Source organism: Brevibacillus sp. FIR094 (assembly GCF_050477165.1).
In the GTDB taxonomy this organism is placed as follows: Bacteria; Bacillota; Bacilli; order Brevibacillales; family Brevibacillaceae; genus Brevibacillus.
In genome coordinates, this window is record NZ_JBEAES010000046.1 from 1 (window position 1) to 12,286 (window position 12,286).

The following is a 12,286-nucleotide window of genomic DNA, read 5'->3' on the forward strand; positions in this document are numbered from 1 at the left end:
TCTGCAGGAAGAACCTCTGCAGGAAGAACCTCTGCAGGAAGAACCTCTGCAGGAAGAACCTCTGCAGGAATCGGCGCTTCGTGCTGCTTAATGGCAAGCACTTCAATAGACGTGTTAGTGATAGCAGGCAAACATTCTTCTCCGCCAGGCAACGAGTGGGAAGCAAAATCAACTTTATCAGTTGGCATGACAAATACAGCGTGATCCGACTTTAACGCCAGCTCAAATTGCCGCTCAATTTGTTGATCTTCCCGTTTACTCATGTAGATGACGGAGACTGTGATACCCAAAAAAGTCAAGAAAGCAAGACTGACAGTCCATCCGATCCCAATACTTGAGGCACTGGAATACCCAGCCAAGCCGGCACTGGCAAAGGCAAGGAACAGGATAAAGGCACTTCGCAGTTTTGGAATTGCCATTTGGATGTAAAAGAAAATGGGGACAAGCAAAAGTGCTGCCAGGCCGATTATTTTGGAAGCAAACATGAGAACCACCCTGCACAAGTTAATGGGAAACCAGTCAAAGGACCCAGGATATGGTAAGGGTCTAAAAGCTTACCACCCTCTGGTAGAAGGTTTTCGAAAATCTATATAAAAATATTATCGGCAATCAATTGGGGAAACATTATGGGAAAAGTGGCACGTCAGAATAATGCTTTTCCCCAACTGTTAACGAACAGGCTTGCCGAAGTTCGATTCTATGAATGTATTTTGATGTTTCAAAGTAGAAAAACTAGGTAAGAAAGTCGATCAAATGCGTAAAACGGTACTAAAAGGTATTGAGGGAAGTAGTTATTAGATTGTCGCTCTTGCAAGCAAATCATGAGATCTTGAAGACCAGGTTGCACGGCAGCCACCGCAGCAATCGTCAGTCATAAGGCATTTTATGATGGAATAGAACTGAGCGATATTTGAGCAATGCGAAAGGGTCACTGATTATTCGATATACAACAACCAATTCAACCCGCAGATAGGTGAATTCACATACTACACCATCAAGTGGAAGGCAAATTTATAAAATAGCTGTCGTTCTTGACATTCAGGTTGTTAAAAATGCTTACGAACAATCGGAATAGGACGACCTAAATAATGACTAAAAATGTATTGTAAAGGAGAGGGGTGTTCACATGGTAGCTAAAGTGAGTAAAAATGATTTGCCTGATGTTCTTGAAGCAGAAGACATTAAGAAGTTCCTAAACATAGGAATTAATCAAACATATGAATTGTGCAATTCTGGTCAATTCCACGTTGTCCGGATTGGCAGGAGGATCAGGGTATCGAAGCAAGTATTCCTTAATTGGTTCGAAGGAATTCAATCATCATCAGATGAGTAGCGCTAAGTGGCGCTTCATGCATTACAAATTGTAATCCAATTCCATCTGACTGTTTTCAATTTGTCATTGGTAACAACATTTGTCGTAATTTTTCGATAGGAGCACTAAAATCCGTATCATCCTCACTTTTCTAAATTGTATAAACAATAATGGTTATTATTGTTGAACTATGCTTAAAAGTATAAATGAATAAGAATTGATGCTAATTTTGATGTTATTATAGCAGTTTAGAGTGGTTTGAGAAGGTGATGAGAAGAGGAATACAAGCAGTGGCAAGCTTGTAAAACCTAGTGACATCAACGTTGTGTGGTTCCTAGAGGTTTATATTGGTGAGAACTCGTTGGGTATTGTATTTACTATTGAAGGGTAGCGACCAAACCAAGCCGTTGTTAACGAATCGCGAAAGAGAAGTGTTTGAACTCTTGGTCCAAGATAAGACAACCAAAGAGATTGCCGGACAACTCTTCATCAGCGAAAAGACTGTACGCAATCACATTAGTAATGTCATGCAAAAATTAGGTGTCAAAGGTCGATCTCAGGCAGTAGTCGAACTCGTTCGACTTGGTGAACTAGAGATTTGAACCCAGTCCACCCAGCCTCCCTTTTCTTCCCTTGGTCGGAAGGGAGGGTTTTTTTATGCTCATTTGCGTTTAAATGCCCTTTTATTACTATTTGGGTAAATGGTACACGCGAGCAGATAACCAAGCGGTACTTTCTATATAAATGAAATTTTATATCCACCAACGGAATCAGCAGATCGATGGGAACACAAGCTCAATTTTGTTAAATGGTCAGAGCTGAAATCTAATAGAATATGAGCAGATAAATAGAAAAACGACCATCCCTCAGCCACATTAGGGCTTTTGAGACAGTCGCTATGGAATTAATTATGACCCCACGGGCAGAAGCATCCGTTCATTGTCTCAATGCACCAAGGAGGCATGCAAAGGGAATATGGTTGCTTTGATCCTAACGCTTGAAGAAATTGCTTTATCACAGTTATCCACCTCCAAAAAAGTAAATTATTACCAATAATTAAAGCTTAACATATACAGAAAAATATATAAATACTAATTTTCAGAATTTTTTTGGGCTGTGATTTAACAAACTGCTCAATTTGATAATTATTGTTGTCTTACATTGAATCTGGATTGTTCATTGATAGTTGTTGAACCGAAGGAAACTCAGAGGGTATCAAAAAAAGTTACAAAATGTGTAAGAGCGATCGAGCTAATTTAACTCGATAGTTAAGAAGGAAAATCTTCGCAGCGGGAATACGTAAAAAATACCCCATAAAGGGGTAAAGATTAATGCTTCAAGACTGAAATGGCGTGGCGAACTTTATAGGCAAATTGGACGGGCTCGTCTATTGATTCAAAGTGTATAAACATGATGCCAGGGTTGTTAAAAAGCCAGTGATTGTGAAGGGCAGTAACGAGTGGGAGAATCACTGTTTCACCCAAACAAAGCGCCTTCCCATTTTGATCCACTGATTCAAATGAAAACATCATCGGTATCGTTAGTGCGGAACGAGAAGGACGCCCTAAAATTGTTACGGGAATATTCCTAACTGTCATTAAGGTGCATAAGCCATTAATTATCTGGGGCGAAATTTCAAGTATGTCACCAAATTGCTTGCAAAGTGGAGCGATGGCCATTGAAAATATCTCCTGCAGCGACTGAGCTCGTATTACCTTACTTTGCAAACATTTATTTTGGTGAAAGCTCGCTTTCTGTTACCCACTTATGATTTTTCACTGGTGGCCCACCAGTTGTTGGAGTGTAATCAACCATGTACACGGTGGTACGTTCACTTAAATCAATCTTAGCAGTTGCACCGTACATACCTGGCATGTGATTTGCTTCTAAGGTTACTTTCGTTCCTGGTTTCAAAGTTACGTTACCCGCATTCTTAATCTCTTCTTGGACAACCCATTTATGATTTTTCACTGGTTGTCCACCATTTGTCGGAGTATACGAAACAGCATACGCTGTCGTATCAAAGGCACCCACGATCGTTGCTACTGCGCCTTTCATACCTGGCATATGATCTGCTTGGATAATTGCTTGACTTCCAACAGGGTAGGCTGGATTCTTTGCTTCTTGTAACCCTTTAGGAACTTCACTTGAACTAGAACGTTTCATGCCTAAATACTTCATGTTTGCAGCAGACTGTTGACTTGTAAAAAATCCTAATCCAACTAAAACAATAAACGTGACGGCAATAAGAAAGGTCAGTTGTTTTTTCATTTGAGTACATCACCTCTATTTTTGAAGGTATTTCCTCGTGCCCCATATTATTGATTCACCGCCTTTAGTCTGTGACGTTGTAAAAGAAAATATTCTTCCGTATAAAATGGAGCATTTAAAATAACAGTGGAGTATTCAAGGGCTGGTAGAATGGAAAATTCAATTGGGATATTTATACAAAGCGCACGATTTGTTAAATGGGAGGGGAGTATGTCAAGAAATACGGAATGAAAGTTGGCGAAATATGTGCTAATGAAGAAATAGAAGAATTTCATGAAGTGGTCGCAATCGCTAATTAACAAACCATTACTCGTGAGAACATGAAAGACGCAAGAAACGTCAACACACCTCTTAGCGCAATGTAAGAGGTGTGTCTATTATCAAACTTTGTTAAAACTAAATTTATTTGTCTAGTAGGGAACCGTCGGGAAATGCATTCTTTAGAGAGTCAGCAAGTACAATAATTTTGCTCCAATCAAAATTGTATTTGTTAAAAACAGATGCGCTTGTGATGCCGCGCTTAACGACTCTTCCATTTTCTTCATCTAAAAGATAGACAGTTGCACTGCTTTGGAACTTTATCAGTTGAGCATTTTCACCAATGACTGGCCCATCGGGAATACTGCTTAGGGACGAATATTCCCTAATACCATCCCAACTATTAAACAATTTAAAATAAACTTCGGCACTAACAATGCCTCTTTTTTTACCATCCATGACCAAATATACAGTTGCACTGTTAGTTTCTTTCACCCGAAAACCATTCAGTAGATGTGGATCTATTGCTTTTGCTTGAAGTGACTGACTTGACTTTGAAGAATGAGAGGTGGCAGTCTTCTTATTTGACTCAGCATACGATGGTGTAGCCAACATACTAGCTAAAAGTAATGTAGCAGATAGGCAAGACAAAGTGCGCTTCATAAAAAACAGCTCCTCAATTGTAATTTTTTTCCAATTTCAATATAGTAATTTCTTGACTAGCAATTGTTTTCCTTTGGGTGTATGGAGTGATTTGTTACAAAAATGTTAATAATTGGATTTTGGTTGTTTTTTAGGAATTTCATTCAACTTGGTGAACTAGAGATTAGAACCCAGTCCACCCACCCTTCCTTTTCTTCCCTCGGTCGGAAGGGTGGGGTTTTTTTTGTTCTTTTGCGTCGGATCACCCTTTTATTACCATTTATGTAAATACATTAGCATATCGTGATATAAGTCGTAATAAGATGGATTTGTAACAAAATCCATGAAGATCGAGAGGGATACTATGAAATTCAAGAAATGTGTTAGGAATGTTCTAATGGTAGGTGCTCTGCTTGTCACCTCCGTATTGCCCATGGCGGCACAGGCGGCGCAAGCAGGGGAAAATCAAGCGGAGGCGACAGCGGTATCCAATTACAAAATTATTGGCTACTATCCCTCATGGGGAGCTTATGGACGAAACTACAATGTAACGGATATCGATCCCAATAAAGTAACGCATATTAACTACGCATTTGCGGATATTTGCTGGAATGGCAGACACGGCAACCCAGATCCAACGGGGCCCAATCCACAAACTTGGGCTTGCCAGGATGAAGTAGGCAATATTAACGCCCCGAATGGCACAGTTGTTCTCGGAGATCCATGGATTGATGTGCAAAAGTCCTTTCCAGGAGATACGTGGGATCAGCCGATCCGAGGAAATTTGAATCAATTGGCAAAATTAAAGCAAAAAAACCCTCAATTAAAGACTTTAATATCGATCGGGGGCTGGACGTGGTCCAATCGCTTCTCAGATGTAGCAGCAGATCCGGCTGCACGCCAAGTATTTGCACAGTCCTCGGTAGATTTTATCCGGAAATATCAGATGGATGGGGTCGATCTCGATTGGGAGTACCCAGTTAGTGGAGGCCTGCCTGGAAACAGCACACGTCCAGAAGATAAACAAAATTACACGCTATTGCTACAGGCTGTTAGAGACAAACTCGATGCGGCTGAGGTAACGGATGGCAAACAGTATTATTTGACGATTGCCTCTGGTGCCAGCCCTAGTTATGCCGCAAATACAGAGCTTGGAAATATTGCGCGGGTTGTGGATTGGATCAATATTATGACCTACGACTTCTATGGAGCCTTCCAAAAGCAGAGCGGACATAACGCTCCGTTGGCCTATGATCCGGCAGCAGGAGCAGCTGGTTTGCCAAATGCTCAAACCTATAATATCCAAACAGCTGTAGAGGGCCATCTTCGTGACGGTGTTCCTGCCAGCAAGCTCGTTCTCGGACTTCCGTTTTACGGAAGGGGCTGGTCGGGTTGCGGAACGGCAAACAATGGAGAATATCAAAATTGCACGGGGCCTTCAGTAGGAACGTGGGAACCTGGTATGCTTGACTTCACGGATATCCAAAATAATTATGTGAACAAAAATGGCTTCACACGCCACTGGAATGACGCGGCAAAAGTGCCTTACCTCTTCAACCCGGCTTCGAAAACATATATTAGCTATGACGATGTGACTTCGATCGGACACAAAACTTCTTTTATTACTTCCAAAGGGTTGGCAGGCGCAATGTTCTGGGAATTTAGCGGAGACCGTAACAAGGCTCTGCTAGACAAAGTGAATGGCGATCTTCTGGGTGGGACAGCTCCAGTCGACAACGTACCGCCGACAGCTCCAGCCACTCTCCAATCGACTGCTAAAACAGCTACAACTGTTAGCCTGAGTTGGGGAGCTGCTACCGACAATGTAGGGGTTACTAGCTATGAGGTATACAATGGCACTCAACTAGCGAAAACGGTAACGGGTACAACTACTACAATTAGCGGGCTTACAGCAGGAACTACGTACCAATTCACTGTGAAGGCGAAAGATGCAGCAGGTAATTCCTCCGTAGCAAGCAATGAGGTAGCGGTTACGACGGATACAATTCAACCAGACAATCAACCTCCTAGCACACCTAGCAATCTAGTCATAACAGGGAAAACAGGTACAAGTATTAGTCTCGGCTGGGCTGCTTCTACGGACAACATCGCGGTGACGAATTACGAGGTTTACAACGGGACAGCATTAGCTGCGGATGTAACAACTACGACTGCAACTGTTACAGGACTCACGCCTAACACTTCGTATACCTTCTCTGTGGTAGCGAAGGATGCAGCAGGTAATTCTTCACAGAAGAGCGTCGAGGTAGTAGGTGTAACAGATGCTGCAAATCCGGGAACCCCAGCATGGGCACCAAATGTAAGCTACGTGCCTGGTGACCTGGTCAGCTATCAAGGCAAGGTTTACAAATGTCTGCAACCACACACTTCACTCGTAGGATGGGAGCCAGCAAATGTAGCAGCTCTCTGGCAAGTTCAACAACAAGCGGCAGTTGAAGGCGTCGAGGGTTATGTAGATGAGCCAGTTGTGGAGGAGACAGAAGGAAATGTAGATACCCAATAAGTAGGGAAGGGGCTGTCCCTCTAGTCATGAAAATGACGGAGGAACAGCCCCTATTTGTTCGTTTGGAAATTAAGCAAAGGCTTTTAACAGTTGGAGGACTAATGGAATAAGATCTCCAATAAAAGTAAGAATCGCGATTGCAGTATTCATAGAAGCCCCTCCTTAAAATTCCAAATTCACTATTATTATATTAATGTTCATAATAGTAATCAAGAAATATTTACCACCCATGTCGAATTGACAAAGTGACTTATGTAAAAAAGTGATAGAATGCCTTGATACAAATAGCAATTTGTATTGCAACTAGACCAAAAATAATAACAGCCCAGTCTCTGTTCTTTTTCCATTCCAATATGCCTTTCGAGGCACAGATAACGACAAGGCCTACTAATGCTAATAGCCGAATGAAAGCGACACTTGTCAGTAGTCCTAAAATTCCAATGACAACAACAATAGTTGCTGTCGCTTTAAACCAAAAGGGCTGCTCACTCATACTAACGCCCCATTTCCCTTTTTTGTAAATTTTAACATACACAAGAAAAAAGCCAAGTCATAGCAAGAAGAACCTCCTTTGCCAGCAGGTTAAGGGAGGTTCTTTTTCAATCAGAAAAAGTTGATCGAAATATAAGAAAAAACGAAATTGACACAAAATACAAATTTCAGTATGATCACTTTATAAAGTCATTGGAAAAACAAAGGATGAACGAATACGATGCGCAGAACTGGAGATCTGAAACTAATCCAAGAGCTCAATCGCTTTATTATACTCGACACTATTCGCCAGTTTGGGCCCATCTCGCGAAGCGATATCGCCAAAAGCAGGGCATCAGTCCAACTACAGTCACCTCGGCAGTCAATGAGCTGATCCGTGACGGGATGGTTGCAGAAGATGGAACAGGTGAGTCAAAGGGTGGCCGTAAGCCGATTATGGTTCGCTTCTGTCCAGACGGGAAGTTTTTGATTGGCGTTTCTATTACGAATACAGCGATTACGATTGCCGAAATGAATTTGGAAGTGGCTACAAAGAAAAAGAAAATCTATCCGGTAAAAGCGGGTCTAGTGAGTGACCTGATCATCCAGTATGTGCTGGATTCTATCGAGGACTTTCTCCAGTCGGTGGATGATGTTAGTCGTTGTCTGGGTATTTCTATCATCGCACCAGGGATTGTCGATGCAGCGAGTGGGGTCATCCGCTTCAACTCCAAGCTGCGTTTGCATGATGTTCCGTTAAAGGACATGACAGAAGAGCGTTTTGGGTTAAACACATGGCTCGACAATGATGCCAATGCAATCGCCCTGGCAGAAAAAAACTTCGGTGGTGGACTGAACGCTGACAATCTCCTTTTTGTCACCGTAGGAGAAGGGGTTGGTTCGGGCCTCGTTGTAAACGGTTCCATCTTCCGTGGAAGTCGTGGTGGAGCAGGTGAATTCGGGCATACGACAGTCGATCGAAGTGGGATGCGGTGTGACTGCGGCAACGTTGGCTGTTTGGAAAACTACGTGGCGTGGCCAGCCATTTACTCAGGCATTCTGTCCGCTGTCACTCGCGGAAAAGAAACGCTCGTCATGGATTTGGCGGATGGAGATATGACAAGAATCACATTTGATGTCTTTCGCCAAGCACTACACCAAGGAGATCAAGTATGCCAAGACATCGTCGACGAAATCGCTTCGTACTTGTCGATCGGTATTGTGAATCTCGTGAATTTGTTCAACCCGAGCCTGATCATTCTGGGTGGAGAAATGATCCGGGACAACGAAGTGTTGTTTGAGCGTATCCAAAAACAAGTGATGGCTCAAGCGATGGGAACGATGGTCGAAGGGCTGGAATTCCGTCCAACTGTATTGGGGGCTGATTTCGAGGTCAAGGCTGCTGCTGCTGTTTTGTTACAAGATGTTTTTCACTTCAGCTTGTAACATCTTTTTTTGAAAACTTTATTTGGTCATTGGAAAAAGAAAGTTGAGCCGTCAAAAATCGTTGAAAGGGGGCGAGTCGAAAAGGGGAGCGTGTCGTGTTTGGCAATATTTTGGGGGTAAAAGTGGAGAACGTAAATCGAGGAGGGATTTCTGATGAAGAAGTTGGTTTCGATTGCAATGGCTGCTCTCTTGGTAGCGGTGGCAGGATGTTCGGGCGGCGGACAGAGCTCCGCACCAGCTGGAACGACTGGCAGTGCTGCTTCAGGCGAAAAGGTAACGCTCACCTATGCGCTGTGGGACAAAAACCAATTGCCTGCGATGGAGGAAATGGCGAAAAAGTTTAACGAAAAGAACCCGAACGTGGACATCAAAATCGAGTTAACGCCTAACAAGCAATACTGGACAAAGATGGAGGCAGCCGCAACGGGTGGCACCTTGCCGGACATTTTTTGGATTAATGGTCCACGTATCATTAAATACGCAGCGAATGACATGCTCTTGCCGCTTACAGATCAAATCAAGGCAGATGGCATTGATCTGAACAATTATCCGAAAGCTCTCGTTGATCTCTACACCTACGATGGACAAAACTACGCGCTACCGAAAGATTTCGACACCATTGGCCTTTGGTACAACAAGAAGCTGTTTGACGACGCAAAAGTTCCGTATCCAGACGAAACCTGGGATTGGAGCAAGCTGAAGGAAGTAGCAAAGCAACTGACGGATGAGAAAAAAGGCGTTTGGGGAATTGCAGCACCTCCTTATGGACAGGACGGATTCTATAACACGATCTATCAAAGCGGTGGTTATATCATTTCGGAAGACAGGAAAACGTCCGGCTATGACAAACCGGAAACGATTGAAGGCCTCAAGTTTTGGACAGACCTGATCAACGAAAAAGCATCGCCAACAGCAGCGCAATTATCCGAAACAGAGGCAACACAGCTGTTTGAATCAGGCAAGATCGCGATGATGTACAACGGATCATGGATGGCATCCGCTTTTAATAAGAATGAGTATACAAAGGACAAAGTGGACGTGACGTATCTTCCAAAAGGGAAAGAGAACACAAGCGTCATTCACGGCCTGGGCAACGTGATTTCGGCTAATACCAAACATCCGAAGGAAGCATGGGAATTCGTGAAATTCTTGGGCTCGAAAGAAGGAGCAGAAATCCTGGCAAAATCGGGTGCTGCGATTCCGGCATTTAACGGAACACAGGATACATGGATACAATCCATGCCGAACTTTAGTCTGAAAATTTTTATTGATCAGGCAGCTGTAGCGAAACCGTATCCGATCTCGAAGGACACGGCAAAATGGGCCAAGCTGGAAACAGAGCTCATGACCAAGGCTTGGGCTGGACAAATGAGCGTAGAGGATGCATCCAAAGAGCTCGCACAAAAAATGAACGAAATGCTTAGCCAAGAATAAATGGTCCATGATGGATGGCTTCGTATCATGGACGAGGCCATCTTTTTTGAAAAGCTTATGTAAGGAGGGAATGAATGCGATGAGCAGCCAGTTGCAGCCTGAAATGCACGCCGCCGTCCAGCCAAAAACGAAAAAATCGTTGAATCGCATGAAGAGAAGTGATTGGTTCTGGGCGTATCTCATGATTGCTCCCACACTGATCGGGTTGAGTGTCTTCTATTTATGGCCGATCGTACAAACCATTTATTTGAGCTTTACCAAATGGGGAGGATTCGGCAAGTACAAGTGGGCTGGCTTACATAATTACGAGTTGTTGTTCAAGGACCCTTACTTGTGGATCGCGCTGAAAAACACGCTGATTTATACAGTGGTCGCCGTTCCTGTCGGTATCGCTATCTCCATTTTTATCGCTGTGCTGCTTAATCAGAAAATTAAGGGGATTACGATTTATCGCACCCTTTACTTCCTGCCCGTTGTGACAATGGCGGCAGCGGTGGCGATGGTGTGGAGATGGTTGTACAACGCTGATTACGGTCTGATCAATTATTTGCTGGGCTTGGTAGGCATTGAGGGGCCACGCTGGATATCTGATCCCGCTATTGCTTTGTATGCGGTGATTATCGTTGCCGTTTGGAGCTCCATCGGATACAACATGGTGATTTTTCTGGCCGGACTGCAAGGCATCCCGAGAAGCTATTACGAAGCAGCAGAAATTGACGGCGCGGGACCGGTTCGCATGTTTTTCAAGATTACGTTGCCGTTGTTGACTCCTTCGATCTTTTTCGTCAGTATCACTTCCTTGATTGGGGCTTTTCAAGTATTTGACCTGATTTATCTGATGCTTGGAAGCAAAATGGGCAATCCAGCGACTGAGCAAACGCAGACGATGGCGTACTTGTTCTTTACCAATGGATTTGAATCAGGGAACGGTGGCTATGCGGCCGCAGTTGCCGTCGTGCTTCTGGTGATGATCCTGATTGTCACGGCTATTCAAATGAAATTGCAGAAAAAATGGGTTCACTATGATTAATCAAAGCGGAACAGACGGGAGGGATATGGAATGAGTGTTTATACGAGTCGGAACAAAATGGGCAAGAAGCTGTTGATTCATCTGTTGTTGATTGCAGGTGCACTCGTGATGATTGCGCCATTCATCTGGATGGTTCTCACTTCTCTCAAGTCACTGGGCGAATCGACACAGGTGCCTCCGGTCATTTTGCCGACCAAGTATCAATGGGAGAACTACACCCATATTTTTGAGATGCTGCCGTTCTTGGACTTTTATTGGAATACCGTGATCACAACCGCGGCGAAGGTAGTCGGGCAAGTATTCCTTTGCTCGCTTGCGGCGTACGCATTCGCGCGAATTGAATTTCCAGGGCGAAACGCCTTGTTCATCCTGTTCTTGACCGTTTTGATGGTACCAGGTCAGGTGTTTCTGCTCCCGCAATTTATGATCATGAAAGAGCTCGGCTGGCTAAATACGTTGACAGCATTGATTGTACCGGGCTTGTTCAGTGCATTCGGAACGTTTCTTTTGCGGCAGTTTTTCATGTCACTGCCAAAAGAACTGGAAGAAGCGGCGAAGCTCGATGGCTGCAACCACTTTCAGATTTACTGGAGAATTATGCTGCCGCTGGCGAAGCCCGGCTTGATCGCACTCGCCATTTTCGTAGCACTGTGGTCTTGGAACGACCTGATGTGGCCGCTGATCGTCAATAGCACGCCTGATAAAATGCCGCTGTCCGCTGGTTTGGCGTACTTGACGGGCGAGCACACCAATTTGACGAACTACCCGATTTTGATGGCGGGCTCTGTACTTGCCATTTGGCCGATGATCATTGTCTTTATTTTCTTGCAGAAACATTTTGTCGAGGGAATTACCCTAACTGGGTCCAAATAGACTTTTCCCAAAAGGAGTGAAACCA

At 43.8% G+C, this 12,286-nt stretch carries 12 protein-coding genes; 7 read left to right on the forward strand and 5 right to left on the reverse strand.

Annotated features, from left to right (window positions below; translation table 11 throughout):
- Nucleotides 1–485 (reverse strand): hypothetical protein (locus ACQ5DJ_RS26785; protein ID WP_429845092.1); only part of this gene is annotated, 485 nt, incomplete at its 3' end.
- Nucleotides 486–1,126: 641 nt separating this feature from the next.
- On the opposite strand from ACQ5DJ_RS26785, the gene ACQ5DJ_RS26790 reads away from it, so the two are divergent.
- Together ACQ5DJ_RS26790 and ACQ5DJ_RS26795 are read left to right on the forward strand one after the other, a co-directional pair.
- Nucleotides 1,127–1,333 (forward strand): helix-turn-helix domain-containing protein, encoded by a 207-nt coding sequence (locus tag ACQ5DJ_RS26790; protein WP_429845093.1) that lies wholly within the window; start codon nucleotides 1,127–1,129, stop codon nucleotides 1,331–1,333.
- 359 nt (nucleotides 1,334–1,692) lie between these two features.
- Nucleotides 1,693–1,914, forward strand: a complete 222-nt coding sequence (locus tag ACQ5DJ_RS26795) for a helix-turn-helix domain-containing protein (protein ID WP_003387736.1) — start codon at nucleotides 1,693–1,695, stop codon at nucleotides 1,912–1,914.
- Nucleotides 1,915–2,640: 726 nt separating this feature from the next.
- Here ACQ5DJ_RS26795 and ACQ5DJ_RS26800 read toward each other — a convergent pair.
- The 3 genes from ACQ5DJ_RS26800 to ACQ5DJ_RS26810 form a co-directional block, all read right to left on the reverse strand.
- Nucleotides 2,641–2,991, reverse strand: a complete 351-nt coding sequence (locus ACQ5DJ_RS26800) for a DUF1259 domain-containing protein (RefSeq protein ID WP_429845094.1) — start codon at nucleotides 2,989–2,991, stop codon at nucleotides 2,641–2,643.
- Between the two features lie 52 nt (nucleotides 2,992–3,043).
- The gene (locus ACQ5DJ_RS26805) at nucleotides 3,044–3,583 is read right to left on the reverse strand and encodes a YdhK family protein (RefSeq protein WP_429845095.1); all 540 of its coding nucleotides are present in this window, start codon (nucleotides 3,581–3,583) and stop codon (nucleotides 3,044–3,046) included.
- Nucleotides 3,584–3,985: 402 nt separating this feature from the next.
- Nucleotides 3,986–4,504 carry a hypothetical protein gene (locus ACQ5DJ_RS26810; RefSeq protein WP_429845096.1) on the reverse strand — a complete coding sequence of 173 codons (519 nt, stop codon included), beginning with the start codon at nucleotides 4,502–4,504 and terminating at the stop codon, nucleotides 3,986–3,988.
- A 322-nt stretch (nucleotides 4,505–4,826) separates the two neighbouring features.
- Between ACQ5DJ_RS26810 and ACQ5DJ_RS26815 the strand changes: the two genes are divergently transcribed.
- Nucleotides 4,827–7,007: a glycosyl hydrolase family 18 protein gene (locus ACQ5DJ_RS26815; protein ID WP_429845097.1), complete on the forward strand. Its 2,181-nt coding sequence runs from the start codon at nucleotides 4,827–4,829 to the stop codon at nucleotides 7,005–7,007.
- A 250-nt stretch (nucleotides 7,008–7,257) separates the two neighbouring features.
- Here the strand turns inward: ACQ5DJ_RS26815 and ACQ5DJ_RS26820 are convergent, their stop codons facing one another.
- Nucleotides 7,258–7,500, reverse strand: a complete 243-nt coding sequence (locus tag ACQ5DJ_RS26820; RefSeq protein WP_429845098.1) for a hypothetical protein — start codon at nucleotides 7,498–7,500, stop codon at nucleotides 7,258–7,260.
- 206 nt (nucleotides 7,501–7,706) lie between these two features.
- Here ACQ5DJ_RS26820 and ACQ5DJ_RS26825 point away from each other — a divergent pair, with 206 nt between their 5' ends.
- The 4 genes from ACQ5DJ_RS26825 to ACQ5DJ_RS26840 all read left to right on the forward strand — a co-directional run bounded on the left by ACQ5DJ_RS26825 (nucleotide 7,707) and on the right by ACQ5DJ_RS26840 (nucleotide 12,261).
- Nucleotides 7,707–8,924: an ROK family protein gene (locus ACQ5DJ_RS26825; RefSeq protein ID WP_429845099.1), complete on the forward strand. Its 1,218-nt coding sequence runs from the start codon at nucleotides 7,707–7,709 to the stop codon at nucleotides 8,922–8,924.
- Nucleotides 8,925–9,077: 153 nt separating this feature from the next.
- The gene (locus ACQ5DJ_RS26830) at nucleotides 9,078–10,358 is read left to right on the forward strand and encodes an ABC transporter substrate-binding protein (RefSeq protein ID WP_429845100.1); all 1,281 of its coding nucleotides are present in this window, start codon (nucleotides 9,078–9,080) and stop codon (nucleotides 10,356–10,358) included.
- Nucleotides 10,359–10,428: 70 nt separating this feature from the next.
- Entirely contained in the window at nucleotides 10,429–11,388 is a 960-nt protein-coding gene (locus tag ACQ5DJ_RS26835) for a carbohydrate ABC transporter permease (RefSeq protein ID WP_429845101.1), read from the forward strand.
- Nucleotides 11,389–11,418: 30 nt separating this feature from the next.
- Nucleotides 11,419–12,261 carry a carbohydrate ABC transporter permease gene (locus ACQ5DJ_RS26840; RefSeq protein ID WP_429845102.1) on the forward strand — a complete coding sequence of 281 codons (843 nt, stop codon included), beginning with the start codon at nucleotides 11,419–11,421 and terminating at the stop codon, nucleotides 12,259–12,261.
- The last annotated feature ends 25 nt before the right edge of the window (nucleotides 12,262–12,286 follow it).